This window comes from Cobetia sp. BL01 (genome assembly GCF_056493605.1).
The window spans coordinates 112962-139722 of the sequence record NZ_JBVBEE010000008.1 but is presented as its reverse complement, the minus strand read 5'-3'; the positions used below and the strand labels follow the sequence as shown (position 1 = coordinate 139722).

The 26761-nt window shown below is 63.8% G+C and carries 24 protein-coding genes; 15 read left to right on the top strand and 9 right to left on the bottom strand.

Annotation, left to right across the window (positions count from 1 at the left end; genetic code table 11):
• The first annotated feature begins 296 nt into the window (after positions 1–296).
• From ACZYGA_RS14100 to xylB, 8 genes are all read left to right on the top strand, one after another.
• Entirely contained in the window at positions 297–1640 is a 1344-nt protein-coding gene (locus ACZYGA_RS14100; RefSeq protein ID WP_077372660.1) for an ABC transporter substrate-binding protein, read from the top strand.
• 243 nt (positions 1641–1883) lie between these two features.
• Positions 1884–2771: a carbohydrate ABC transporter permease gene (locus ACZYGA_RS14095; RefSeq protein ID WP_043334545.1), complete on the top strand. Its 888-nt coding sequence runs from the start codon at positions 1884–1886 to the stop codon at positions 2769–2771.
• A gap of 31 nt (positions 2772–2802) precedes the next feature.
• Positions 2803–3687 (top strand): carbohydrate ABC transporter permease, encoded by an 885-nt coding sequence (locus ACZYGA_RS14090; protein ID WP_077373218.1) that lies wholly within the window; start codon positions 2803–2805, stop codon positions 3685–3687.
• 89 nt (positions 3688–3776) lie between these two features.
• The gene (locus tag ACZYGA_RS14085) at positions 3777–5024 is read left to right on the top strand and encodes an ABC transporter ATP-binding protein (RefSeq protein WP_077372662.1); all 1248 of its coding nucleotides are present in this window, start codon (positions 3777–3779) and stop codon (positions 5022–5024) included.
• Positions 5025–5050: 26 nt separating this feature from the next.
• On the top strand, positions 5051–5761 hold the full coding sequence (locus tag ACZYGA_RS14080; RefSeq protein ID WP_240499560.1) for an HAD family hydrolase: 711 nt from the start codon (positions 5051–5053) through the stop codon (positions 5759–5761).
• A 26-nt stretch (positions 5762–5787) separates the two neighbouring features.
• Positions 5788–6630 carry an L-iditol 2-dehydrogenase gene (locus ACZYGA_RS14075; protein WP_141392384.1) on the top strand — a complete coding sequence of 281 codons (843 nt, stop codon included), beginning with the start codon at positions 5788–5790 and terminating at the stop codon, positions 6628–6630.
• A 60-nt stretch (positions 6631–6690) separates the two neighbouring features.
• The gene (locus ACZYGA_RS14070) at positions 6691–7392 is read left to right on the top strand and encodes a nucleoside/nucleotide kinase family protein (RefSeq protein ID WP_307722823.1); all 702 of its coding nucleotides are present in this window, start codon (positions 6691–6693) and stop codon (positions 7390–7392) included.
• A 24-nt stretch (positions 7393–7416) separates the two neighbouring features.
• Positions 7417–8934, top strand: a complete 1518-nt coding sequence (xylB, locus tag ACZYGA_RS14065) for a xylulokinase (RefSeq protein WP_479399441.1) — start codon at positions 7417–7419, stop codon at positions 8932–8934.
• Positions 8935–9122: 188 nt separating this feature from the next.
• Here xylB and mgrA read toward each other — a convergent pair whose 3' ends face one another.
• Positions 9123–10151: an L-glyceraldehyde 3-phosphate reductase gene (gene mgrA / locus ACZYGA_RS14060; protein WP_479399439.1), complete on the bottom strand. Its 1029-nt coding sequence runs from the start codon at positions 10149–10151 to the stop codon at positions 9123–9125.
• 192 nt (positions 10152–10343) lie between these two features.
• On the opposite strand from mgrA, the gene ACZYGA_RS14055 reads away from it, so the two are divergent.
• The gene (locus tag ACZYGA_RS14055) at positions 10344–11249 is read left to right on the top strand and encodes a LysR family transcriptional regulator (protein WP_054556770.1); all 906 of its coding nucleotides are present in this window, start codon (positions 10344–10346) and stop codon (positions 11247–11249) included.
• A gap of 123 nt (positions 11250–11372) precedes the next feature.
• On the opposite strand, the gene ACZYGA_RS14050 is transcribed toward ACZYGA_RS14055, so the two are convergent.
• From ACZYGA_RS14050 to glcD, 4 genes are all read right to left on the bottom strand, one after another.
• The gene (locus ACZYGA_RS14050) at positions 11373–11780 is read right to left on the bottom strand and encodes a GlcG/HbpS family heme-binding protein (protein WP_077372671.1); all 408 of its coding nucleotides are present in this window, start codon (positions 11778–11780) and stop codon (positions 11373–11375) included.
• Positions 11781–11847: 67 nt separating this feature from the next.
• On the bottom strand, positions 11848–13173 hold the full coding sequence (glcF, locus tag ACZYGA_RS14045) for a glycolate oxidase subunit GlcF (protein WP_479399437.1): 1326 nt from the start codon (positions 13171–13173) through the stop codon (positions 11848–11850).
• Between the two features lie 28 nt (positions 13174–13201).
• A complete protein-coding gene (gene glcE / locus ACZYGA_RS14040) occupies positions 13202–14404 on the bottom strand; it encodes a glycolate oxidase subunit GlcE (protein ID WP_479399435.1) in 1203 nt (400 codons plus the stop codon).
• Between the two features lie 178 nt (positions 14405–14582).
• Positions 14583–16082, bottom strand: coding sequence for a glycolate oxidase subunit GlcD (gene glcD / locus ACZYGA_RS14035; protein ID WP_279854956.1), 1500 nt, complete (start codon positions 16080–16082; stop codon positions 14583–14585).
• Positions 16083–16442: 360 nt separating this feature from the next.
• Here glcD and glcC point away from each other — a divergent pair, with 360 nt between their 5' ends.
• Positions 16443–17258, top strand: a complete 816-nt coding sequence (glcC, locus tag ACZYGA_RS14030; RefSeq protein WP_077372683.1) for a transcriptional regulator GlcC — start codon at positions 16443–16445, stop codon at positions 17256–17258.
• Positions 17259–17408: 150 nt separating this feature from the next.
• Positions 17409–17993 carry a YqaA family protein gene (locus ACZYGA_RS14025; RefSeq protein ID WP_084209012.1) on the top strand — a complete coding sequence of 195 codons (585 nt, stop codon included), beginning with the start codon at positions 17409–17411 and terminating at the stop codon, positions 17991–17993.
• On the opposite strand, the gene ACZYGA_RS14020 is transcribed toward ACZYGA_RS14025, so the two are convergent.
• The 4 genes from ACZYGA_RS14020 to ACZYGA_RS14005 all read right to left on the bottom strand — a co-directional run bounded on the left by ACZYGA_RS14020 (position 17970) and on the right by ACZYGA_RS14005 (position 23041).
• Positions 17970–19406, bottom strand: a complete 1437-nt coding sequence (locus ACZYGA_RS14020) for a D-serine ammonia-lyase (RefSeq protein ID WP_479399433.1) — start codon at positions 19404–19406, stop codon at positions 17970–17972. The genes ACZYGA_RS14025 and ACZYGA_RS14020 overlap by 24 nt on opposite strands.
• A 654-nt stretch (positions 19407–20060) precedes the next feature.
• The gene (locus ACZYGA_RS14015; RefSeq protein WP_084209010.1) at positions 20061–20480 is read right to left on the bottom strand and encodes a CBS domain-containing protein; all 420 of its coding nucleotides are present in this window, start codon (positions 20478–20480) and stop codon (positions 20061–20063) included.
• A 212-nt stretch (positions 20481–20692) separates the two neighbouring features.
• Positions 20693–22177, bottom strand: a complete 1485-nt coding sequence (locus ACZYGA_RS14010; RefSeq protein WP_479399432.1) for a dihydrolipoyl dehydrogenase — start codon at positions 22175–22177, stop codon at positions 20693–20695.
• Positions 22178–22291: 114 nt separating this feature from the next.
• Positions 22292–23041, bottom strand: a complete 750-nt coding sequence (locus ACZYGA_RS14005; RefSeq protein WP_077372697.1) for a glutathione peroxidase — start codon at positions 23039–23041, stop codon at positions 22292–22294.
• A 335-nt stretch (positions 23042–23376) separates the two neighbouring features.
• Here ACZYGA_RS14005 and ACZYGA_RS14000 point away from each other — a divergent pair, with 335 nt between their 5' ends.
• From ACZYGA_RS14000 to ACZYGA_RS13985, 4 genes are all read left to right on the top strand, one after another.
• Entirely contained in the window at positions 23377–23637 is a 261-nt protein-coding gene (locus ACZYGA_RS14000; RefSeq protein ID WP_240499559.1) for a hypothetical protein, read from the top strand.
• A gap of 82 nt (positions 23638–23719) precedes the next feature.
• Positions 23720–23881 carry a YqaE/Pmp3 family membrane protein gene (locus ACZYGA_RS13995; protein ID WP_043334518.1) on the top strand — a complete coding sequence of 54 codons (162 nt, stop codon included), beginning with the start codon at positions 23720–23722 and terminating at the stop codon, positions 23879–23881.
• 446 nt (positions 23882–24327) lie between these two features.
• Positions 24328–25467 carry an ABC transporter ATP-binding protein gene (locus tag ACZYGA_RS13990; protein WP_307722833.1) on the top strand — a complete coding sequence of 380 codons (1140 nt, stop codon included), beginning with the start codon at positions 24328–24330 and terminating at the stop codon, positions 25465–25467.
• 100 nt (positions 25468–25567) lie between these two features.
• Positions 25568–26725, top strand: coding sequence for an extracellular solute-binding protein (locus ACZYGA_RS13985; protein WP_240499558.1), 1158 nt, complete (start codon positions 25568–25570; stop codon positions 26723–26725).
• Positions 26726–26761 lie beyond the last annotated feature (36 nt).

The following is a 26761-nucleotide window of genomic DNA, read 5'->3' as shown; positions in this document are numbered from 1 at the left end:
ATATCTGTATAGGCTGATCGGGTCGCAAGCTCAGAGGTCATGCCGGCTATCGGTCTACACCCAAAGGATCAGATCCCAAGGTGGTATAGCCCAAGGTATAGCGCTTCAGAGTTTGCTTTTTCAAAGGTCTGATCCGATCATTTGTTCACTGAATGACGTTTTGATCGAACGTATTTGTGCCGAGATGTCTCGCCAGGACATTCGAGCACCAGACCGGTAGATGGGAAGGTATCGGTGCCTCAGGTGCCGCTACCCTCGAAAAGAACAATGCCAATAACGCCCGATGGAGTGCCCTCATGCGCCTACCTCACATCACCAAGCCCCGCCGTCATCTGCTCACGCTCGCCAGCGTCGCCGCCATTGCGCCGCTCAGCGCACAGGTGAGTGCCGAGACCATCACCGTGGCGACCGTCAACAACGCCGACATGGTGGTCATGCAGAGCCTGACCAGCGAATTCGAGAAGGCGCATCCGGATATCACTCTCGACTGGGTGGTGCTGGAAGAGAACGTGTTGCGTCAGCGCCTGACCACCGATGTCGCGACCCAGGGTGGCCAGTTCGATGTCATGACCATCGGTACCTATGAAGTGCCTATCTGGGCCAAGCACGGCTGGCTGACCAAGCTCGACAATCTGCCGGACGACTATCAGGTCGATGACCTGATCAAGCCGGTGCGTGATGGTCTGAGCCTGACCGAAGGCGAGAACCAGGGCCTCTACGCGCTGCCGTTCTATGGCGAGAGCTCCATGCTCTACTACCGCAAGGACCTCTTCGAGAAGGCCGGTATCGAGATGCCGGAGCAGCCGACCTGGACACAGGTCAACGACTGGGCCGCCAAGCTCAACTCCGCGGATGAAGGCGTCTACGGTATCTGCCTGCGTGGCAAGCCGGGCTGGGGCGAGAACATGGCGGTGCTGGGCACGATGGTCAACAGCTTCGGTGGCCGCTGGTTCAATGAGGAGTGGGAGCCGCAGCTGGACTCGCCGGCCTGGAGCGAGGCCATCAACTTCTACGTCGACATGATGGGCAAGTACGGCCCGCCGGGGGCGACCTCCAACGGCTTCAACGAGAACCTGGCGCTGTTCTCCAGCGGCAAGTGCGGCATGTGGGTCGATGCCACCTCCGCAGCCGGCAAGCTCTACAACCCGAAGGAATCTTCCGTGGCTGACAAGCTGGGCTTCGCGCCGGCGCCGATCGCCAAGACGGAGAAGGGCTCGCATTGGCTGTGGTCCTGGGCACTGGCCATTCCTGAGTCTTCCAAGTCCAAGGATGCCGCCCAGACCTTCATCACCTGGGCCACATCCCAGGAATACGTGAATCTGGTCGGCGAGCGTGAAGGCTGGGCCAGCATTCCGCCGGGCACCCGTGTCTCCACCTACGAGAATCAGTCCTACAAGGACGCCGCCCCCTTCGCCGGCTTCGTGATGGACGCCATCACCAGTGCTGACCCGACCGATCCGACGCTTGAGCCGGTGCCGTATGTCGGCGTGCAGATGGTGACCATCCCGGAATTCCAGTCCATCGGTACCCAGGTGGGTCAGATGATCGCCGCGGCGCTGGCGGGCCAGATGTCGGTCGAGCAGGCACTGTCCTCCGCCCAGCGTTCCACCGAGCGCACCATGCGCCAGTCGGGCTATTGATCTGATCTCAACGGCTGTGATCTCAAAGGATCTGGTCTGATCTGACCTGAATGTTCCAACGGCCTCCCGCCTTGCCTTGAGCCTCAACACGAATTGACTCGAAGCACGGCGGGAGCCCGTCCGGCACCCGCGGCAACCTCTTCCTCTCGAGACTCCTGCAACGCCCTCGCGGCGTGGCACGGCGAGCCTCGGCCTGAAGCCCACCGCATTGCCGGACTTCCTCACCGTATCGAAGGACTCACCATGCGCACGAGAGCATCCGGACGCACCGTCGGGGGATTGCGAACCCTGTCGCTGCAAGCCCCAGCCGTAAGCCTGTTGTTGATGTGGATGCTGGTACCACTGGTCATGACCCTGTGGTTCTCCTTCCAGCGTTACAACCTGATGATGCCGTCGGTGTCTGGTTTTGCCGGCGTCGACAACTATTACTATCTGCTGACCGACCCGTCCCTGTGGACGGCCATGGGCAATACCCTGCTGTTGGTGGGCTGGGTGCTGGTGGCCACCGTGGTCGGCGGCACGCTGCTGGCGGTATTGCTGCAGCAGGAATTCTTCGGGCGTGGCGTCGCGCGTCTGTTCGTGATCGCGCCGTTCTTCATCATGCCCACCGTGAGTGCGCTGGTGTGGAAGAACATGATGATGCACCCGGTCAACGGCATTCTGGCCTGGGTCGCCGGGCTGTTCGGTCTGCCGGCCATCGACTGGTTCGCCAGCCTGCCGCTGACCTCCATCGTGATCATCGTCACCTGGCAGTGGCTGCCGTTCGCGGTGTTGATCCTGCTGACCGCCATCCAGTCACTGGATGACGACCAGGTCGAGGCGGCACGCATGGACGGGGCAGGGCCGGTGGCGATCTTCTTCTACATCACCTTGCCGCACTTGAAGCGTGCCATCAGCGTGGTGGTGATGATCGAGATGATCTTCCTGCTGACCATCTTCGCCGAGATCTTCGTCACCACCTCCGGTGGTCCGGGGCTGGCCTCAACCAACCTGGCGTACCTGATCTACATCCGCGCCCTGCTGGACTTCGATGTAGGGGGTGCCTCCGCCGGTGGCGTGATCGCCATCATCCTGGCCAATATCGTGGCCTTCTTCCTGGTGCGTACCGTCGCCAAGAATCTCGAGAACTGATGACAAGCGCTCAGCACAGGGAGACTCAATGATGTCGACTTCAACTTCCAATTCCGTGGCCGCCGCCAGCGCAGCAGTGAGCGCCAGTCGTGCGCGCCGCAGCGTGATCAACAAGAAACTTGTCCTGACCCTGGTGGCCTGGACCATCGCGCTGGTGATGTTCTTCCCGATCTTCTGGATGATCCTCACCAGCTTCAAGACCGAGGCCGAGGCGATCGCCACGCCGCCGAGCCTGTTCTTCACGCCCAGCATCGAGGGCTATATCGAGATCCAGGCGCGTGCGGACTACTTCAAGTATGCCCTCAACAGCGTGGTGATCTCGCTGGGTGCCACGCTGCTGGCGCTGCTGATCGCGATTCCGTCCGCCTACTCGATGGCCTTCCTGCCCACCAAGCGCACCCAGGGCACGCTGCTGTGGATGCTCTCCACCAAGATGCTGCCGTCCGTGGGCGTGCTGCTGCCGGTCTACCTGATCTTCCGCGATCTGGGGCTGCTGGATAGCCGCACCGGCCTGATCATCATCTACATGCTGATGAACCTGCCGATCGTGGTCTGGATGCTCTACACCTTCTTCAAGGACATTCCCAAGGACATCCTGGAGGCCGGACGCATGGACGGCGCCAGCACGCTGCAGGAGATCTTCCACCTGCTGCTGCCGCTGACCCTGCCGGGCATCGCCTCCACCGGCCTGCTGTGCGTGATCCTGAGCTGGAACGAGGCGTTCTGGAGCCTGAACCTGACCACCTCCAACGCCGCACCGCTGACCGCCTACATCGCCTCCTTCTCCAGTCCTGAAGGGTTGTTCTGGGCCAAGCTCTCCGCGGCTTCCACGCTCGCCATCGCGCCGATCCTGATCTTCGGCTGGATGACCCAGAAGCAGATGGTTCGCGGCCTGACCTTCGGTGCCGTCAAGTAACGGCGCGCCATACGCATGTCGCCTCGATGCCATGCCACCCAAATTTGCCATCACCTGCCTGAGGGCAGGTGCGGATAAGGAAACCTCCCATGTCCACACTCACGCTCAAGAACATCGTCAAGGAATTCACCTCCGGCAGTGGCGCCAGCGCCACGACGACCCAGGTCATCAAGGGGGTCGATCTGGAAGTGAAGGACCAGGAATTCGTGGTCTTCGTCGGCCCGTCCGGCTGCGGCAAGTCCACGCTGATGCGCATGATCGCCGGTCTCGAGAACGCGACGTCCGGTGACATCCTGATCGATGGCAATCGCATGAACGATGTCGGCCCGGCCGAGCGCGGCCTGGCGATGGTCTTCCAGAGCTATGCGCTCTACCCGCACATGACGGTGGGCGAGAACATGGGCTTCAGCCTCAAGCTCGCCGGCGTCTCCAAGGAAGAGCGTGCCGAGAAGGTCAATGCGGCCGCCGAGGTGCTGCAACTGGGTCCGCTGCTGGATCGCAAGCCCAAGGCACTGTCCGGTGGTCAGCGTCAGCGTGTCGCCATCGGGCGTGCCATCGTGCGCAACCCGAGCATCTTCCTGTTCGATGAGCCGCTCTCCAACCTGGACGCCGCGCTGCGCGTGCAGATGCGCATCGAACTGGCGCGCCTGCATGCCGAGCTCAAGGCGACCATGATCTACGTGACCCACGACCAGGTCGAGGCCATGACCATGGCTGACAAGATCGTCGTGCTGCAGGGCGGTGTGGTCGAGCAGGTCGGCTCGCCGATGGAGCTCTACCATCACCCGCGCAATCGCTTCGTGGCCGGTTTCATCGGCTCACCGAAGATGAACTTCCTCGACCTCACCGTCACCTCCGTGGCGGTCGAAGGGGTCACGGTGCGTCTGCCGGATGGCAGTGAGCACCTGATTCCGGTCGTGAGTCAGACGGAAGACGGTGCCTCGGTGTGTGTCGGCGATACTCTGACCCTGGGCGTGCGGCCGGAGCATCTGGTGCTCGACGAGAATGGCCCGTTCACGGGTCAGATTCAGGTCATCGAGCGTCTGGGCGGGGTGACGTCGCTCTATCTGGCGACCCCGGACGGCTCCGGCGATGCGCCGATCGGCGGCCTCAAGTCTGACGAGCAGTCCGACAGCGGCTGGATTCTGATGGCGGATGGCGACGTCGACAGCCGTGTGGGAGACCGCATCCGCTACGGCTTCGAGACCGAGCGTGCGCACCTGTTCACCGCCGCGGGTCTGGCATTGCAGAATCTCAACCGTCACCCGCTGACCAGCCTGACGCGTCAGGACAATTCACTGTCCAGTGCCGGTGCCGCACAGGCAGCCCGCGCATGAACGGGAAGCCCGAGGAGGAGGCCGACATGAGTACACCCTTGCAGCAGGTGATCTTCGATTGTGATGGCGTGCTGGTGGACAGCGAGATATTGGCGGAGGAGGTGCTGTCACGTCAGCTGGGGGAATGGCTGCCGGACCTGGATACCGAGGCGGAGCTGCGTGCGGCGCTGGGCATGACCACTGATGCCATTCTGGGGCATCTGGAGGCCATGAGCGCACACACGCTGCCGCCGCAGGCGATGGAGCGCATCGATCACGCCATCGAGTCGCGTCTGGCCAGTGAGCTTGCGCCCATCCAGGGTATGGCGGAACTGCTGGGCGAGCTGATGACCCGGGGTCTGGCGGTGGCGATCGTCTCCAACAGCGCCGAGCGACGAGTGCGTGCCTCGCTGGCCGCCACGGGTCTGGATCGCTGGTTGGGAAAGGTGCCGCTGTTCACGGCCGAGCAGGTCGCACGCCCGAAACCTGCGCCGGATGTCTATCAGTTGGCACTGCGTCAGCTGGGGCGTGATGTCGAGGAATGCGTGGTGGTCGAGGACAGCCTGGCCGGTGTCAGCGCGGCGGTCGCGGCCGGTCTGCGCGTGATCGGCTTTACCGGTGCCGGACATATTCCGCCGGGGCATGCGCAGCGTCAGCAGGAGGCGGGTGCCTGGCAGAGCTGTGCGACCATGGAAGAGGTCAACGGTCTGATTCGCCAGCTGCATGCTGGACAGGCCAGCGACCTGAGCGCCACATGAGCACCGTCAGGGGGTGACACATGCACATGGCTTCTGGACGCGCTGACAGTGACTCCGTGACGTCGCCGGTGTCCCGCAGTGCAAGGCTCAAGGGCAAGGTGGCCGTGGTCACGGGCGGTGCGGGAGGCATCGGTCTGGCCATCGCCACCCGGTATGTCGCGGAAGGTGCCTATGTGGCATTGGCAGACATCAATGGCGAGGCGGCCGAGCGTGCCGCGAAGCGACTGCGTGCACAGGCCGGGCCGCAGGCGCGGGTGCTGGCGGTGACGCTGGACGTGACCTCCAGCGTCTCGCGTCAGAGCATGCTGGAGTGCGTGCAGGCCCAGCTGGGCCCGATCGACATTCTGGTCAACAATGCGGCCGTCTTCGCCATGGCGCCGGTGCTTGAGGTCAGCGAAGGCATGTTGCGCCACCAGCTGGCGGTCAATGTCGAAGGGCTGTTCTTCACCCTGCAGGCGGTGGCCAGGACGATGGTCGAGCGCGGGCAGGGCGGCAAGATCATCAACATGGCCTCGCAGGCAGGGCGGCGGGGTGAGGCGCTGGTCAGCGCCTATTGCGCCTCCAAGGCGGCGGTGATCAGTCTCACCCAGTCCTGCGGACTTGATCTCATCCGCCATGGCATCAATGTCAATGGCATCGCGCCGGGCGTGGTGGATACGCCGATGTGGGATCAGGTCGATGCGCTGTTTGCCCATCACGAACAGCGCCCGCTGGGAGAGAAGAAGCGGTTGGTCGGGGAGGCCGTGCCCTATGGGCGCATGGGACTGCCGGATGACCACGCCGGCGCCGCGGTATTCCTGGCCTGTGAAGACAGCGATTTCGTCGTCGCCCAGACACTCAATGTCGACGGTGGCAATTGGATGAGCTAAGGATGAAAGACACCTTCCGTCCTGCTGCAAGCGGTGTGCATCCATGAATGAGGTAGTCACGTGACATCTTTACCCGATTCTCGCCTGGCCCACATGTCGCCCTCACTGGACGACATGGCCAGCCGTGTGCTGGCGGAACATGCCTCCAGTCAGCGCACACGTACCATCGTGGCCCTCGCCGGTCCGCCGGCGGCGGGCAAGTCGACGCTGTCGGAATCCCTGTGCGAGACCCTCAACGCGCTGGAACCCGGCATCGCCGTGGTGGTGCCGATGGATGGCTATCACTACGACAACGCCGTGCTGGCCCCTCTGGGGCTGCTCTACGTCAAGGGCGCTCCGGAGACCTTCGATGCGCGCGGGCTCTATCACGACCTCGTCAGGGTGCGCGCCGATGATGGCCCGGTGGCCGTGCCGGTGTTCGACCGCCCGCTGGATCTGGCGCGTGCCGGAGGCCGCGTGGTCGAACCCCGTCATCGCATCGTGCTGGTCGAGGGCAACTATCTGCTGCTGCGCCACGCGCCCTGGGATGCATTGCTGGAATTGTTCGATATCCGCATCTTCCTGGACATCGAGGATGAGGTCCTGGTGCCGCGCCTGCTGCATCGCTGGCGCGAGATGGGCCAGGATGCGCGGGGTGCCCATGAGCGTACCCATCACAAGGACATGCTCAATGCGCATCTGATCAAGCAGGACTCGCTCAACGCCGACTGGCGCTGGCGTCTGGCGAACGACCCCATCGGCCCCGATGCGGATGACAGCTGAATGATGGATGGCAAGGAGAGCCGCATGTGGGTCGGCGTTGACTGTGGAACCCAGAGCACCAAGGTGGTGATTCTCGACCCGGACTCCGGGCGGATCGTGGCCCAGGGCCAGCGCAGTCATGCGCTGCAGGAAGGGGCCAACGGGCGCCGTGAGCAGGACCCGCTCGACTGGGTCGCCGCGCTGGAAGGTGCCTTCGATGAGGCACTGACCACCTCGCGGCTGGACCCGCGGCGCATCGAGGCGATCGGCGTGTCCGGTCAGCAGCATGGCATGGTGGTGCTGGATGAGGCGGGCGTGCCCCTTTATCCGGCCAAGCTGTGGTGTGATACCGAGACCCGCGAGCATAACGCCGCGTTGGTCGAGGCGCTGGGAGGAGAGGCGGGCTGTCTGGAGGCATTGGGATTGGTGCTGCAGACCGGTTACACCGCCTCCAAGCTCGCCTGGCTGCGTGAGCAGCATCCCGAGCGCTATCAGCGCATCGCCAGCATCCTGCTGCCGCATGACTATCTCAATTTCTGGCTGACCGGGGAGCATGTCGCCGAATACGGCGACGCCTCGGGCACCGGCTATTTCGATACCCGGCGCCGCTGCTGGCATCAGGATGTCTTCGCGCAGATCGCCCCGGAACTGGACGCGCAGCGCGTGTTGCCCAGACTCATCGAATCCCATGAGCCCGCCGGGCATATCCGGCCCGAGATCGCCGCGCGCTTCGGGCTACGTGACGACGTCATCGTCTCCAGTGGTGGCGGCGACAACATGATGAGTGCCATCGGCACCGGCAACATCGCGCCGGGGCGCGTCACGCTGAGCATGGGCACCTCCGGCACGGTATGCGCGTGGTCAGCTCAGTATCCCGAGGGCTGTGACCCTCAGGTGGCTGCCTTCAGCGCCAGCGATGGCGGCTGGTTGCCACTGGTGTGCACCATGAATGTCACCTCTGCCACCACGCGGGTGCGCGAGATGTTCGGCTTCGACATCGATACCTTCTCCGCGCAGGTGGCAAGCGCGCCTCCCGGGGCCGAGGGCGTGCAGATCCTGCCGTTCTTCAATGGCGAGCGCGTGCCGATGCTGCCGCGTGCCCAGGCCAGTTTCCATGGGCTGGACAGCCGCAACACCACCCCGGCCAACCTGTGCCGCGCGACCATGGAAGGCGCAAGCTACGGCCTGCGCTACGCGCTTGAGTGCATGGGGCCGCTGGGCAGTGCGGCGCGCCAGATTCGGCTGGTGGGGGGAGGTGCCAAGAGCCCGCTGTGGCGTCAGATGCTGGCGGACATTCTCGACCTCGAGGTGGTCTGCCCGCAGGTGACCGAGGCCGCCGCCCTGGGCGCCGCGATTCAGGCGGGCTGGTGTCTGGGCCAGTCAGGCGCAGATGGACAGGGCCGCCACGGCGAGACGCTTGAGCAACTCTGCGAGCGGCTGGTCGCGCTGGATCACGCGACACTCGCCCAGCCCCAGGCCGAAGGAGTGGCCGCCTACCGCAAGGGCTACGCCGATTACCGCGCGCTGCTCGCCAGCGAGCACGGCATTCCCACCGGCGGCTGAATTCCTGCCATCAGCGCTTCAAGCCAGACAACATCGCCCCCGTCGAGACTCACTCGGCGGGGGCGATGTGTTTCAGGCACTTCACTGCATCAGTCTTAGCTCATACGTACGCTATCAGGCTCTCGTACGCTATCAGGCTCTAGATTGCGTGCTTGAGCGAGAACTTGGATGCGAGCTTATGCACGAGCTTAGGCATTGGACGAGCGCGCCCATAGATTGACGCCGCCATCGACGGCGTAGCGGTCGATCTCATCAAGCTCCGCCTGGGTGAAGTCGAGGTGATCCAGCGCCTTGACGCAATCACTGACCTGCTGCGGACGGCTGGCGCCGATCAGTGCGGTGGTGACGCGGTTGCCGCGCAGTGCCCAGGCGAGCGCCATCTGCGCCAGCGACTGGCCACGCCGCTCGGCGATGGCATTGAGGGCGCGCACCCGCTCCAGGTTGTCCTCGGTGAGGTGGTCTTCCTTGATCGCCCCGCCACGTGCCAGGCGGCTGTCCTGTGGCACGCCGCCCAGATACTTGTCGGTCAGCACGCCCTGGGCCAGCGGCGAGAACACGATGGAGCCGATGCCCTCGTCATCGAGGGTGTCGAGCAGGCCGTCTTCCTCGATCCAGCGATTGATCATCGAGTAGCTGGGCTGATGGATGATGCACGGCGTGCCCAGCTCGCGCAGGATGGCGGACGCTTCGCGGGTGCGCTGGGCATTGTAGGAGGAGATGCCCGCATAGAGCGCCTTGCCGGAACGCACGGCGCTGTCCAGCGCCCCCATCGTCTCTTCCAGCGGCGTGTCGGGGTCGAAACGATGCGAGTAGAAGATGTCGACGTAATCGAGATCCATGCGCTTGAGGCTCTGATCCAGACTCGAGAGCAGGTACTTGCGGCTGCCCCATTCGCCGTAGGGGCCAGGCCACATGTGATAGCCCGCCTTGGTGGAGATCACCATCTCATCGCGATAGCCGGCGAAGTCGCGCTTGAGCATGCGGCCGAACATTTCCTCGGCGCTGCCCGGGGGCGGCCCGTAGTTGTTGGCCAGATCAAAGTGGGTGATGCCCAGATCGAAGGCGGTGTGGCAGATGGCGCGCGCATTGTCTTCATGGGCGTTGTTGCCGAAGTTGTGCCAAAGCCCCAGTGACAGGCGGGGCAGTTTGAGGCCGCTCTTGCCGCAGCGCTGGTATTGCATGCGTTCGTAGCGATCTTCAGCCGGGGTATAGCGCATGGCGGAGTCCTTTCGCGAGTGAAGGCGGGGATGTCTCAGGGAGGAAATGACCTCGGATGACGCCTTCAGTCTAGGTCGCGTCTGTCGGTCTGATAAGTACATGCGAACGAATAGATTGTTCGCCATAGCACACAATACTGTGGCAGGCTCGATCCCTCCAATCCCGGGTAGCTGGCATGAGGAGCAGGCTGGATGCAGCATCACAAGCAGGTAGAGCGCCTGATGTTGTTCGCTCAGGTGGCGGAATCGCTCAGCTTCACGCAGGCGGCCAGGGTGCTGGGCATCTCGCGCGCCCATCTCTCCGAGCAGGTGCGGCGGCTTGAGCACGATATCGGGGCGCCCTTGCTGATTCGCACCACGCGGGCGGTGCGCCTGACCGAGGAGGGCGAGCGTATCCGCCAGCGCATGCAAGGCGTGCGCAGCGAGCTGCTGGCACTGGAGCGTGACCTCGAGCACGACCTCGAGCATGGGAGGGATCACCCACGACAGGGGTTCAGCGGCGTATTGCGCATCACGGCGCCGGTGCTGTTTGCCGAGCGCTATCTGATCGGGGTCTGCAATGACTTCCAGACCCGCCACCCGGCGGTCGAGCTGCGCCTGGACGTCAGTTACGAGAGTCATGATCTGACGCGCGAACCGTTTGACGTGGCGTTTCGCGCCACGCGCACGCCACCGGACAACCTGATCGCGCGGCGCCTGCTGGATTACGTCCACTGTTGCTGTGCCTCGCCCGAGTACCTTGCGGCGCAGGGCACCCCTCACACGGCCGCAGCACTTGCCGACCACCGTTGCCACCGCTGGGCCGGGCAATCCGGCTGGCCGCTGGCCAGTGGTGAGATAAGCCCCGCTGGCGGACTGGCGATCAATGATCATCGTCTGCTCAAGCAGCAGGCGCTGGATCACGCCGGCATCATCCGGGTCGCTCATTACCTGGTGGATCGTGAGCTGGCCGAGGGGCGTCTGGTACGTCTGCTGGCGCACGAGGAGGGCGAGCCCAACAGCATCTACATGCTCTATCCCCAGCGCCTGCCGCAGTCGGGCAAGCTGCGCGCCTTCATGGCGGCGGTGGAAGCCGCCATGCCACCTCGCAGTGCGTGACCGAAAGGCACAGACGCAAGAGTGGCGTATGCAAAAAGACCGCCGTGCCCTGATGGGCGCGGCGGTCTTTTTAATCGCCTTTAATTCAGACCGATGAGGCCTCTTGACCAGGCTGGCGGGGTCTCAGAGACCCAGTGCGGCGACCCCGGCCTTGGCGATCTGGGCATCCTGCTCCGGCTTGACGCCGGACACGCCGATGCTGCCGGCGATCTGGCCCTCGACCATCACCGGCACGCCGCCGCCCAGCATGCCTTCCAGCTCCGGCGCTGACAGGAAGGCGGTGCGTCCGCCGTTGATGGAGTCCTCGAACAGTTGCGTCTCGCGGCGCCCCAAGGCAGCGCTCTTGGCCTTTTGCTGTGCGAAGTAGCCGGTCATCGCCGGCGTGTCGTCCAGGCGACGCAGGCCCAGCGGGTGGCCGCCATCGTCGGCAACGGCGATGGAAACGGCCCAGCCGTTGGTCTCGGCTTCCTTCTGGGCGGCGTCCAGCATCTGATTGACGTCAGCGAGGGTCAGTACGTGGCGAGTGATCATCGGGCTTCCTTGGCAAGTGGTGCGAGTGAGTGAAAGTGACAGCAAGAGTAACAGTAACGGTGAATCGTCATACCTGCGGCAGCGTCTCGGGCAGGGCGTCATCCACCAGTTCGATCCAGTGACTTACCGGCGTGCGTCCGGCGCTCGAGAGATGCGTCTGACAGCCGATGTTGGCAGTGGCGATGCGCGCAGGCCCGTTGGCCTCCAGCGCCTCAAGCTTGCGGTCTCGCAGCTGGCGTGACAACTCCGGTTGCGTGATCGAGTAGGTGCCGGCGGAACCGCAGCACAGATGCCCCTCGGCGACCGGGGTCAGGGTGAAGCCCAGCGCGCGCAATATCTTCTCCACTTCACCGCCCAGACCCTGGGCATGTTGCAGGGTGCACGGGCAGTGGAAGGCCAGCGGCTGCGGGTCGGGGGAGGCGGCGGAAAGTGTCGGTCGGTCATCGCGGGCGATCTCCTCACCGAGCACCTCGACGATGTCACGCGCCAGGGCACTGACGCGCGCGGCGCGCTCAGCATAGTCCGGGTCATCGGCCAGCATCTCGCCATATTCCTTGACGAAGGCGCCGCAGCCACTGGCGGTCTGCACGATCGCCTCCGCTCCCGCCTCGATGGCCGGCCACCAGGCATCGATGTTGGCACGCATGCGCGCGCGCCCTGCCTGCTGGGCGTTGAGATGATAGTCGATGGCGCCGCAGCAGCCGGCCTCGCGGATCGGCGTGACGCCGATGCCGAAGCGCGCCAGCACGCGGGCGGTGGCGGCGTTGATGTTGGGAGCCAGACCCGGTTGCACGCAGCCCTCCAGCATCAGCACCTGGCGCGAAAGCGCCTGATCAGAAGGCGTCGCGGTGACGGGGCCGGCCGGGTGCTCAGCGTGACGGTCGCGCTCGCGGGCCAGCGGGATCTTGTCGGCCAGCGCGCCCGGCGCAAGCGGGCGGAAGCGCACCCCGAGTGCCAGCAAGGCCTTGAAGCGAGCAGGCTCGACCAGCGCATGGCGTAGCCCGGTGCGCAGCAGGCGCTCACGCCAGGGGCGTCCGACGCGCCGTTCCAGTTCCTGACGGCCGATATCCAGCAAGGTGTGATATTGCACGCCTGACGGGCAGGTGGTCTCGCAGCTGCGACAGCTCAGGCAGCGATCCAGATGCTGCTGTGTCTCGCGGGTGATCTGCGTTGCCTGCTCGCGAACTGCCTCGTCGGGACTTTCGGGATCGCTTTCCAGCAGCTGCTTGATCAGATAGATGCGTCCACGCGGTCCATCGCGCTCATCGCCCAGCAGCTGATAGGTCGGGCAGGTGGCATTGCAGAAGCCGCAATGCACACAGCTGCGCAGAACCTTGTCGGCTCGCTGGATGTGCGGCCTGGCAAGTGCGGCGTCACTGAAGTGGGTCTGCATTCAGGTGCGTCTCCCGTCATGAAGTGAATCACATCTCGGCATATAGACGACCGGGATTGAGGATGCCGTGAGGATCCAGCTGCTGCTTGAGCTGGAGGTGATAGCGGGCATTGATGGCGGCCAGTGGCATCAGTGGACTGTCCTCGGCAGCGACGGCTCCTGGGGTGTAGCAGATGGCATGGCCACCCAGCCGGCTGGCCAGCGAGCGAACCCTGTCAGCGGGGGCGTCGCTGTAAAGCCAGCGCTGGGCGCCCGCCCAGTCACACAGCAGGTCGGCGTCCTCAAGATGACCCAGCAGCTCGCTGACGGCGGCTTGCCATTCGACGTGATCCAGTGCCAGCGGCAAGGACAGTCGCCACAGGGCCTGATGTGGCGCGCGCGCGGTGAAGAAGGGCAGGCGGTGCTCACGCAACTCGGTCCATTGCGCCGATGCCTGGTCAGGCATCAACACCTCGCCGCCCAATTGCTCGCGCCCGGCCTGGACCGAACGCTCGCCCCCTTCCAGGCGCAGGGTGAGGCGACCGTCATGCCAGCTGGTCGCCGTGACCGGCAGCGGCGTGCGCCCCCAGGCATCCAGGCGAGTCAGCGCCTCGGCGAGACTGAGCTCCAGGCACAGCGATTCGCTCGCCACCGGGCGCGGCATCACCTTGAGCGAGACTTCGCTGATCACGCCCAGCGTGCCCTGGGCACCGCACATCAGGCGCGAGAGGTCGTAGCCCGCCACGTTCTTCATCACTTCGCCGCCGAAGCGCAGCGCCTTGCCATCAGCACTGATGATGCGCGTGCCCAGCACCAGGTCGCGCAGGCTGCCGCTCCAGGGGCGGCGTGGGCCGCTGAGTCCAGAGGCGAGAGTGCCGCCGACGGTCGCTGCGGGGCCGAAGTGAGGCGGCTCGCAGCTCAGATGCTGGCCTTGTTCGGCGAGCACGGCCTCCAGCGTCGCCAGTGGTGTGCCGGCACGTACCGAGACCATCAGCTCCACGGGGTCATAGTGGGTGATGCCGTGGTGCGTGCGCATGTCGAGTACTTCCTCGGCAGCCACTTCACGGCCGAGAAAGGCCTTGCTGCCACTGCCGGCGATGCGCAGCGGGCGTCTCGCCTCATGGGCGGCGCGGACCTGCTCGCAAAGTGCCTCACTGGCATCGTGTTCCTGCCTGTGCTGGCTGGCGGCAGGTGTGGCGCGCTCGGCATGGCTTGGCACCTGATCCTGGAGCGAATCATCTGGCTCTGGCATGGCATATCTCTATGAAGTGGCGATGAAGTGGCTATGAAGTGGCGATGAAGTGGCGAAAATCAGGTGGCAGAAGGTCTGGTGGCGGCAAATGTGCGAGCTGTCCAGAACCGAGAAAAACCGTCCAGACGCGCGCAAGCTGTCCAGAAACGCGGAAGCTGTCCAGAAATGCGGCAGCTGTCTAGAAGCGCGGAAGCTCCGGATGCGGCAGCTGGTTGTGATGCACATGCATGGCACCGAATTCGGCACAGCGCGCCAGCGTCGGGATGTTCTTGCCGGGATTGAGCAGCCCGGTGGGGTCGAAGGCGGCCTTCACGGCATGGAAGACGCTGATCTCCTCGTGATTGAACTGCGCGCACATCTGGTTGATCTTCTCGCGGCCCACGCCATGTTCGCCGGTGATGCTGCCGCCGGCGGCCACGCACAGTTCCAGAATCCTGCCGCCGACCTCCTCGGCCAGCTCAAGCTCCCCGGGCTTGTTGGCATCGAACAGGATCAGCGGGTGCATGTTGCCGTCACCGGCATGGAAGACATTGGCCACCGCGAGCCCCGATTGGCGCGAGAGTTCGGCGATACCGTTGAGCACGGCGGGCAGTTCGCGGCGCGGGATGGTGCCATCCATGCAGTAATAATCGGGCGACATGCGACCCACGGCAGGGAAGGCATTCTTGCGTCCGGCCCAGAAGCGCGCGCGCTCGGCCTCATCACGGGCGAGCCGGATCTCGGTGGCACCGGCGCGTTCCAGCACCTCGCGAACCCGTGCGCAATCATCAACGACATCGGCCTCGGTACCATCCAGCTCGCAGAGCAGGATGGCCGCGGCCTCCACCGGATAGCCCGCGTGGATGAAATCTTCAGCGGCGCGGATGGCGAGATTGTCCATCATCTCGAGCCCGCCGGGGATGATGCCGCAGGCGATGATGTCGCCCACCGCACGGCCGGCCTTGTCGATATCGGCGAAGCTTGCCATCAGCACCTTGGCCGTCTCGGGGCGGGGCAGCAGACGCACCGTGACTTCCGTGACCACGCCCAGCATGCCTTCGGAGCCTGTCATCAGCGCCAGCAGGTCCAGTCCGGGGGAGTCGAGGCTGTCGGCGCCGATCGTCATCGCCTCGCCCTCGATGGTCAGCACCTCGAGCTTGAGCAGGTTGTGCACGGTGAGGCCGTACTTGAGACAGTGCACACCGCCGGCATTCTCGGCCACGTTGCCGCCGATGGAGCAGGCGATCTGCGAGGAGGGGTCCGGCGCATAGTAGAGCCCGTATGGGGCGGCAGCTTCTGAAATGGCCAGGTTGCGCACCCCGGGTTGCAGGCGCGCGGTTCGCGCATCGGGGTCGATCTCGAGAATGCGCGCCATGCGCGACATCACCAGCAGCACGCCTTGTTCCAGCGGTAAGGCGCCGCCGGAAAGGCCAGTGCCAGCACCGCGCGTGACCACCGGAACCCCCAGCGAGTGGCATTCGCGCAGCAGGGCGGCGACCTGTTCGACACGCTCGGGCAGCGCGACCAGCATCGGCATGACGCGATAGGCCGCCAGTCCATCACATTCGAAGGGATGCAGATCCTCTTCGCGATGCAGCAGGGTGAGGTCGGGCAGCAGCGTGGTGAGGTGCGCCAGTACCCGGGACTTGTCGTGCTGGGGGAGAGGGCCATCCAGCGTCGGGTCATACAGGATATTCATGCCATGCCTCCAGGAGAGTCCGGTACTCGCGATGCCGTGTCGGGTGTCCATTGCGCCGGTGATGCATGCGGCGTGTCGGGTGTGCAGATCACGACGCGTGGGTGTGTCTCCAATCTGGCAGTGAGGGCTGCGCCTTGTCCATGCGAAGCCACAGTGGTCTGACCAGACATTCGTCTAGTTCATGTCATCGGGTGTCGCTACCGACAAGGGAGCTCGCTAGGGTAGAGAGCGTGGTCTGACCAGTGAGAAGGACGGCAGTCTCCCTACCGCATGTGGGCAGGCGAGCGGCAGACGAGAGACGAGCACCCCGGGAGAGGCCAGCCGGGCTGGCTCGGCCGGTTCATCAGGGGAGGGGCAGGGATGCAGGTGTCAGAGAGAATGGCGTGCGGTGAGCAGCGTGCGCCGGAGCATGCGGCGGCGCGCCTCGAGCAGTTGATACTGGATGGTGTGCTCAAGCCGGGGCAGATGATTCCTTCGGAACGCAGGCTCTGTGAGCGACTGGGTATCTCACGCGCCTCGCTGCGCGAGGGGCTGAGGCTGTTGCGCGGCAAGGGCATCATCGAGACGCGCCACGGCAAGGGCTCAAGCGTCGCTCAGCTGTTGCCGAGCGGCGATATCAGTCCGTTGATGCACCTGTTTCGGGACCAGCCGCGCACCTTGTATGACCTGCTCGAGGTGCGCGCGCTGCTGGAGGGGCAGTCGGCGCGACTGGCCGCCCAGCGCGGCACGCCGGCGGATAGAGTACTGATCCGGCGTCATTACGAGGCAATGGCGGCCTGCGTGCGCGAGTATCCGCCGGACTTCCCGTCCTCAGCGCAGGGCGATGAGGCGCTGCCGGATGCCCAGCAGCTGGCGCGTCACGACCACGCCTTTCATCACGCCATCTGTGAGGCGTCCCACAATCCGGTGCTGGTGCATACGCTCAAGGGCATCAATGACCTGCTGCTCAGCTCGGTGTTCGCCTCGCTGCGCAATCTCTACCATCGGCCGATTCCCCGCGGCCAGATCAATGCTCAGCACACGGCCATCTATCGTGCGGTGATGGACCAGCAGCCGGACGCTGCCGAAAGCGCGGCGCTGGACCACCTGCACGGCATTCGCGACAGTCTGCGTGAGCTGGAAGCGGAAGATGAGCGGCTCATCCGCTCTGCCATGCGCCTGGAAGGCTTCGAGTAGCGCGCAGGGTTTGAGAGCTGGCCTTGAGAGCTGATCTTGAGAGCTGGCCTTGAGAACAGGCTTCGAGGTCAGGCGTGTGGCCAGGCTGGCAAGCGGGGCGGACTCAAGGCAAAGTGGTCAGCTCATCATTCAGGACAACGTGCTGCCTTCATGTGGAAACTCTCTTCCGCGAGTGATTGGCTCGACCGCCTCAATCAATCCCGCCACGCCATGCTGTGGCTGTTCATCGCCTCGATGCTGGAAACCCTTTTGATCCCGATTCCCATCGAGGTCATCCTGATCCCGTGGATGCTGCGCCATCCCGAGCGCCGCTGGCGAGTGGCCGCGGTGGCATTGGCCGGCAACCTCACCGCGGCGCTGCTGGGGTTCTATCTCGGGGCCTATGCACTGGCGGCGTGGGGCGATGGGTTGATCAGCTTCTTCGGCGGCCAGCAGGCCTTCGAAGCCTTCCAGCAGCGCTTCAGCGAGCAGGGCTTCCTCGCCATCATGCTGATCGGCATCGTGCCGATTCCCTTCCAGAGCGCCATGCTGGTCGCCGGTGCCAGCGGGTATCCGGTCGGGCTGTTCCTGCTGGCGGCGCTGGTCGGGCGCGGGGTGCGCTATTTCGGTCTGGCGGCACTGGTGGCACTGGTCGAGGATCAGGCGATGGCCCTCTGGCAACGCTATTCACGCCCGCTGGGCGTGATCGGGCTGACCCTGACGGGCGTGTGGTTATGGCAGGCGTTCATCGCCTGATCTGCCGGCAGTCGCCAGCAACGCCTTGCCACGCTGATAGTCGGCCTGCCAGATCTCATCGGGCACCATGCTGCCGCCGGTGGCCCATATGACATGGGTGGTGCTGGCCTGCACTTCGCCGTCATCCAGCCCGACAGCCGCTCGCCAGGCGTGCCACTCGGGGGCGTCATTGCGCAGCACGCGGATGATGCCGGGCACCCCGGCCAGCGCCGACGGCTCAAGCTTGAGCCCTTCGCTGTCATGCGCCAGCGCCAGCCATTCGAGCATGCTGTCATCCGACAGGGTGTAGATGCCACTGAGCAGCGGTGCCATCACCTGTCCGACGAAGGCCGAGGCGCGCCCCACCGCCAGGCCATCGGCACAGGTGTGATTGTCCAGTCCGATATCCTCCACCGCGATGCCGTCATGCTTCCCGGTCAACATACCCAGCAGCATGCAGGGGGAATTGACCGGCTCGGCGAAGAAGCAGTGCACGGCGTCACCGAAGACCTGCTTGAGGCCGTAGGCCACGCCGCCCGGGCCGCCGCCGACGCCACACGGCAGGTAGACGCACAGCGGATGGCGGGCATCCACGGCAATCCCCTGATCCTCGAGCTGCCGCGCGAGGCGGCTGGCTGCCGTGGCGTAGCCCATGAACAGATCCCGCGAGCTTTCATCATCGATGAAGTGGGCGTCTGGCTGCTGCGCCTCCCGGCGTCCAGCCTCGACCGCCTTGCTGTAATCGCCGCTGTGCTCCACGACCTCTGCGCCACGCGAGCGCAGCAGATCCTTCTTCCACTGCTTGGCATCCGCCGACATGTGGACGGTGACGCGAAAGCCGAGTCGGGCACTCATGATCCCGATGCTGAGTCCCAGGTTGCCGGTGGAGCCCACCAGTATCCGCTGGTTGGCCAGCAGTGCCTGAATCGCGGGGTGTTCGAAGGCGCGATAGTCGTCATCAAGACGCACAAGCCCTGCGTCAACGGCGAGACGCTCGGCATGCTTGAGCACCTCGTGGATGCCACCACGTGCCTTGATGGACCCTGAGATCGGCAGTTGATGGTCACATTTGATCATCAGGCGGCCGGGGAGTGTCTGCCCGGAGGCATGGGAGGTATCAGGCGTGGCAAGGGACTCGCCCAGCGCCTGCTGCAAGCTGGGCGCTGCCACCAGCGGTGATTCGATGCGCCCTGACGCGGCGGCCGTCTCAGGAAAGGCCTCGGCAATCCAGGGCGCGAAACGTGCCAGGCGCGCCTCGGCAGCCTCGATATCCTGTTGGCCCACGCCACTTGCCTGCAGCGCCGGCGAGGCCTGCGCTTGCGTGATGTCGAGTCGTCCGGGATTCAGCCAGCTGATTTCCCGGCGAGCCCTCAAGGTGGCAATTTCCGGATGATGCAGGGTGAGGGCACTCAGATCATGGGACGTGGCAGACATGCGATGTCCTTGTGATGGGGGGCTCGATTGCGCAGCAATGGGGAACAGGCCTCAGGCTAGCGCGTCCTTGCCCGACATGTCTCGTGATCACTCGGGCCTGCACATTCGGCCCTGCACATGATGCGAGCCGACTCATGCGTCTTCATCAGGCAACGCACGTAGCCCAGCTTTCACATCTGGTAAAGGTCTGTGACAAAAAAGGCCGATTTTTTTGGCCACCCTCGGGATAGAAATGCCAAAGCTGCAGTCATAGTTGGCAAGGACATGATGTTATCGCGATGTTATGTCTGGCTTTAACTGTTCTTATCCACCGCCATGCACTGCCTGGCGGTTTTTTTTGGTCACGAGGGCGTGGTCATCGAGTCAATGCTACGGCGTCATTGCCCGAGAGAACGTCATGGCTTGCGTTCGCAAGCACTTTTCCGTCCTGGCGTGACGCTCCAGAGATCATGACCCGGACATGAATGGGTTAGCTGGCAGGTAATCATGTGAGGCAAGGCCTCGCACATCGGATGGTCAAAGAGACATGAAAAAGCCCGCGCAGACAGGATGTCTGCGCGGGCTTTTTCATGGGCGCTGCATGCTTCTGCATGCTCCTTCACGCGGCGCCATGTCTGGCCAGCGTCGTCAGGCAATCACGCGCCGGATGTCAGTTCAGCAACCCGCCTGCATGGTGAGCAGGGCACTCAGGACATCACGACGTGTCACCACACCGATCAGGCGTCCCTGTTCCACCACGGGATAGACCTTGGGCTGATGACCATTCATGCGCTGTGCAAGGTCGGTGATGCTGTCATTGGGGCCGACACTCAGGACCTCGTGACGCATGAGGTCACCGACCTGTGCGTGTTGGCCGCAGTGATAGGCGCTGTCGAGCAGCTTGCCGAGGATGTCCTGCTCCGAGATGAAACCGACCAGACGATCCAGGTCATCGACCACAGGCGCACCCGGCAGACGGTGATGGGTCAGGCCATGGGCGAATTCCAGAATGCTGGTGCGTGCCTTCACCCGATAACAGTCGCGGGACATGATGTCGCGAAGGGTCGAAGGGACCTTCAGTTGTGTGGCTTTCATGGGCAGGTCTCCTGCTTCGCCGCTGACGACGCCCGGGCAGGGAGTCGTTCGATGGATGTCGGCTACCCGCCAGGCGGTAGCCGACGGCATGTCGACGTCTCGTTCAGAGCATAGAGCATCCCATCGTGAGCTGCCCGACGCCGCTTGTCGCCTTGTCTCGGGGAGTCCGATCGCCAGTGGCCATCAGACTCCCCGAGCGTCGTGCGGCGAGATCAGTCGCCCGGGCCGCACTCCATGCAGCGTTCGACCACGGCCGGCCCCAGCTGCAGGTTGGCATTGAGATCCCGCAGCGCGGTGCGCAGACCTTCCTCGATCACCGGGTGATAGAAGGGCATTTCCAGCATCTGCTCGATGGTCATGCGCTGCTGATGGGACCAGGCCAGCAGGTGGGCGAGGTGCTCGGCACGGGGACCGAAGATCTCGGCACCCAGCAGCAGGCCAGTGCCTTGCTCGCCATAGACGCGCAGCATGCCCTTGTTCATGCGCATCACGCGGGAGCGGCCCTGGCCGGTGAAGTCGACTTCACCCACCGCGTAGCAGTCGCAGGCACCGTAGCGCTGTTCGATCTCGGCGGTGGAGAGGCCGATGGTCGCCATCTGCGGATCGCTGAAGACCACCGCGATGGTGCTCTTGCGGTGACCGGCACGCACCTCGGGGAAGCGACCGGCATTGTCACCGGCGATACGGCCCTCGTCGGAGGCCTCGTGCAGCAGCGGCAGGTCGTTGTTGGCGTCACCGGCGATGAAGACATGGCTCGGCGTGTCGTCGCTCAGACGGGTCTGCAGGGTGTGGCGATTGAAGATCGGCACGCCGCGCTCGTCCAGCTTCAGCCCGAGGGCGTCGATATTGAGACGATCAACATTCGGGCGACGACCGGTCGCCGCGAGCAGATAGTCGAAACGCTCGGTCAGGCGAGCTTCGCTGCCACGCTCGATGAAGGTGATCTCGACGCCGGCACCGTTCTCGTCCTCGACACGTTCGATCTTCTCGACCTTGGCGTCCGGGTCCAGATAGAACTCCTCGTTGAAGACGCGATCGGCATTGGCACGCAGCTTCTCGTCACGCAGCGGGCCGATGGCACCGCCGACACCGAACATGCGGATGCGCACGCCGAGACGCGTGAGCGCCTGACCCAGCTCCAGCCCGATGACGCCCGGGCCGAAGACGGCGACGGATTCCGGCAGGTCGTCCCACTCGAAGACGTTGTCGTTGATGATCAGGCGGTCACCGGCATTCTCGAAGAAGCCCGGGTAGCTGGGGCGCGAGCCGGTGGCGATCACGACACGCTCGAAGGTCACGCGGGTCTCGTTGTCGCCGATGATCAGACTGTTGGCGGTCTCGAAACGTGCATTGCCGCGCAGCTTGTCCTGCGGCGGGATGCCTTCCACGGACTCGACCACGAAACCGACGAAGCGGTCGCGCTCCCGCTTGACGCGGTCCATCACGGCGCGGCCATCCACCTTGACCTCGCCTTCGATATTGATGCCGAACAGCGCGGTATCACGGGCGTGATGCGCGGCTTCCGCCGCACTGATCAAGAGCTTGGAGGGCATGCAGCCGACACGGGCACAGGTGGTGCCGTAGGGGCCTCCCTCGATCATGACCACGGAATCGGTGTGGGCCTTGGCGGCGCGATAGGCGCCGAGTCCTGCACTGCCTGCGCCGATGATGGCGACTTCAACCTGGCGTTCGTTCACGTCGTACTCCTCAAGGTGCGCCAGCGGCGCACCTGACTGAATGGGGTCTCAGGCGCGGGGTGACCCGCGCATGATGAAACGAGATGGCGATGGGGTTACGTCAGCGTGAAGCGCTCAGGCGCTGGTCAGGCTGCCGAAGTAGCGGGCGACTTCATCGCTGCCGCCGACGTGCTCACCGTCGATCCAGACCTGAGGCACGGTGGCCTGGCCGGTCATGGCGCGCAGGGTGCGAGAGGTCACGCCACGGGTGCCGACTTCGATGACTTCGTAGCTGATGCGGGCTTCATCAAGCATCTGCTTGGCACGTGCGCAGTACGGGCAGCCCGGCTTGCTGAACAGGGTGGCGAAGCTGGGACGGCCGGCTTCCGGGTCCAGATAATCCAGCATGGTGTCGGCGTCGGAGACTTCAAAGGGGTCGCCCGGTTTCTGCGGCTCGATGAACTGCTTCTCGACCACGCCGTTGCGCACCAGCATGGAGTAGCGCCAGCTGCGCTTGCCGAAGCCGATATCGCTCTTGTCGACCAGCATCCCCATGCCCTGTGCGAAGTCACCGTTGCCATCGGCGATCAGGCTCAGGTTCTCGGCTTCCTGATGCTCGCCCCAGGATTCCATGACGAAGGCGTCGTTGACCGACAGGCAGACGATCTCGTCGATCCCGACCGCATAGAAACGATCGGCCAGTTCGTTGTAACGCGGCAGGTGGGTGGAAGAGCAGGTCGGGGTGAAGGCACCCGGCAGGGCGAAGACCACCACGTTGCGGCCCGAGAAGATCTCCTCGCTGGTGCGCTCGACCAGACGGCCGTCGCGGCGAATCTTGAAGCTGACGTTGGGGACTTGCTGGCCTTCGTGTGACTCGAGTTGCATGAAATTGGCTCCGATCTCGACAAGAGAATGTTGAATGGGTTGGCAGGCGATGAAGACTTCGAAAAGGAAAGCAGGACCTCGAAGAATCAGTGCCTTGCGAAACTGGAGCCAGTCTATGCAGATGCCGGGGGCGGGTGAATTTGATTGCATCAAGCGATGCGATAGCTTTTCTTGATGACGTGAGCCTGGACGACTGAACGTTTGCGGAGTTTTTTGTTCGAAAGCGGTGTGCAGGCTTGATATTGCTCGGTGTCAGCCGCAGGTAGTGGGTAAGTCACAGCATCGTCAGGTTTCGCGCCTGACAAGCGAGGCAGCAGATGAACGCAAGAGAGTACATGGCAAAGCACGGCCTGGATGGCGACAAGGACAAGGAGGAGGACAAGCCTCAGAGTCTGGAAGAACACGCCTGGGCACGTGCACGTGAGTCGGGCAGTCACCGCCCCCGCAGTGGCACGCCACATGACTGGGAGGACTGGGAGCGTTATCACGAGCAACTGGCAGCGGAGTCCGAGTCGCTTGCACAGAAGGTCAATCGTGACTCCCGGGTCAAGTCGCAGGACTCGACAGATGAGGATGAACCGCCACGGAAGCCATGAGTGCGTCATTCGTGTGTCACGCTGCAGGTAGACGTTGGACGAGAGGATCAGGTCACCCAATTCCACCCGCAAGGAGCAAACTATGGATATCATTCGCATCATTCTGGCCATCATCCTTCCGCCGCTGGGCGTACTGATGCAGGTGGGGGTCGCCAACAAGCATTTCTGGATCAACATCATCCTGACCTGTTTCGGCTTCCTGCCGGGGATCATCCACGCCGTGTGGGTCATCACCAAGTTCTGACCCGGTCTGGGCGACCCGGTCCGGGCGACCCGATCCGGGCGGTCCGGGCCCCGTGTGGCGGGTTCGCATCCCATGAGGCATTGCGAACTTGACCGGCTGATTCGACCGGCTGACATGATCGGTGCCGCCACCTGGCCTGGAAAGTTGAAAGATCTGAGGCCCCGTCTGACATTCGTGCAGGCGGGGCTTTCTAGTGGGCGCTCGCCGGGCAAGGCCCTTGCCCCGTGAGTCCCGCGAGAGAGGTTCGCGGCGGGAAGCAACGTGCTCATAGTCCAATGTTCAGACTTTCGCATAGCCTGCTTTCAACGCTATTCAGCGGGAGTGCCGCTTGTCGCCTTTGGTCTGCCACCGTAGGGTCAAATGGGAGTGAGAGCAGTGATCACGGGGCGGGTGAAGCCCGGTCGATCGCGGGCTTCGCGATAACAACAACATGATGGATACCACGCATGGTCATGACTGCAGAGCCCGACGCGCCGCAGGAGACCAGCTCCTGCTTCGCGATCTTCAATGATGTGCAAAAGAGCTATGACGGCGAAACGCTGGTGGTCAAGGGCTTCAATCTTGAAGTTCGGCGCGGCGAGTTCGTTACCCTGCTGGGGCCGTCCGGTTCCGGCAAGACCACCTGCCTGATGATGATGGCGGGTTTCGAAACGCCGACTCATGGCGACATCCTTCTCGACGGTACCCCCATCAACGACTTGCCACCGCACAAGCGCGGCATCGGCATGGTCTTCCAGAATTACGCCCTGTTTCCGCACATGAGCGTGGCCGAGAACCTGGCATTTCCGCTGGAAGTGCGCGGCATGAGCAAGGAAGAGATTTCCACCAAGGTGGCCAATGCCCTGGACATGGTGCGGCTTGGCGAATTCGGAGATCGCCGTCCGGGGCAACTCTCCGGCGGACAGCAACAGCGGGTCGCCCTGGCGCGCGCGCTGGTCTTCGAGCCGGAACTGGTGCTGATGGATGAGCCGCTGGGGGCGCTTGACAAGAATCTGCGTGAAGAGATGCAGTTCGAGATCAAGCGCATCCACCAGCGTCTCGGCGTCACCATGCTCTACGTGACTCACGACCAGACGGAAGCGCTGACCATGTCGGACCGCATCGCGGTCTTCAATGATGGCATCGTCCAGCAGCTGGCGACCCCCGAGGCGCTGTATGAAGCGCCGGAGAATGCCTTCGTCGCCTATTTCATCGGCGAGAACAACCGCCTCAACGGGCAGGTCACACAGCTGGCAGCACAAGACGCGCATTGCACCGTGACCCTCGACAGTGGCGAGCAGGTGCGGGCACTCAAGGTCGCCGTCAATGAGATTGGCGAGCGTACCCAGCTGTCGCTCCGCCCGGAGCGGGTGCGTCTGCTGTCCAGCGAAGAGGCAGGTGTTTCATCCCCTCCCGACAATGTCTTTACCGCCGAGGTGCTTGAGGTGATCTATCTTGGAGATCATCTGCGCACGCGAGTGGCGGTATGTGGCAGTGACGAATTCATCATCAAGACACCCAATGCCGAAGGCTATCCACCCTTGCGGCCCGGACAGACATTGCAGGTCGGGTGGGATGCCTGCGATTGCCGAGCACTGGATGCCTGACGACAGCACAGGAGACGAACGCAGGCCTTACCCGAGAGATCAACAGCACGATTCGCGACAAGAGTGCAGTACAACAACAAGAATTCAGGGAGATTCACCCATGTCAGTGATCAATCGATTCATCTCTTCACGTCGCATCGCCCAGGTGTCGCGTTCCTGCGCAGGGGCCAGCATGCCACTGCGTGCCGCTCTGGTCGTGGCGGTCGCCACGGCAAGCCTTGGCGCCACCGCGGCTCAGGCCGAGACACTCAATATCGTGTCGTGGGGCGGGGCGTACAGTGAAAGCCAGCTCAAGGCCTATCACGAGCCATGGGAAGAGAAGAGCGGCGATACCGTCGTCAATATCGACAAGTCGTCCAATGCGCTCTCGGGGCTGCGTGCCCAGGTACAGGCAGGCAACGTCACCTGGGATCTGGTCGACATGTTGCCCAGCGACGCGCTGATCGCCTGCTCCGAAGGGCTGATCGAGCCGCTGGACCCGGACACCCTGTTCGCGGCAGCGCCGGATGGAACACCGGCCAGTGAGGATTTCATCGAAGGCTCGCTCAGTGAGTGCTTCGTGCCGCAGATCGTCTATTCCAACATCGTGGCCTTCAATACCGAGATGTTCCCCGAGGACAAGCAGCCGGATTCCATCGATGATGTCTTCAATCTCGAGGAGTTCCCCGGCAAGCGTGCGTTGCAGAAGAAGCCGATCAACAACATGGAATGGGCACTGGTCGCTGATGGTGTGGCACCGGAAGAGGTCTACGACATGCTGGAGACCGATGAAGGCATCGAGCGTGCCTTCGCCAAGCTCGATACCATCAAGGACAGCGTCATCTGGTGGGAGGAGGGTGCCCAGCCGCCGCAGCTGCTGGCGGACAAGGAAGTGGCCTTCGCCTCTGCCTACAACGGCCGTATCTTCAATGCCGAGGTCAACGAGAAGCAGCCCTTCGCCATCGTCTGGGATGCTCAGGTGTTCGAGCTGGACGGCTGGGTCGTCCCGACCGGCAAGCTCGACAAGGTCAAGGATTACCTGATGTTTGCCACCGACACCCAGCGTCTGGCGGATCAGGCCAAGTACATCTCCTACGGCCCGGCACGTACCTCGTCTGCGGCGCTGGTCTCGACCCACGCCGATACGGGCATCGACATGAAGCCGCACATGCCGACCTACGGCCCCAACTTCGAGACCGCCATTCCCAAGGATGACGAGTTCTGGGCCGACAACCTCGATGAGCTGAGCCAGCGCTTCAACGCCTGGCTGGCACGCTGATTCCGCACTGACCCGATGGCCCCGGTGGCGCACGAC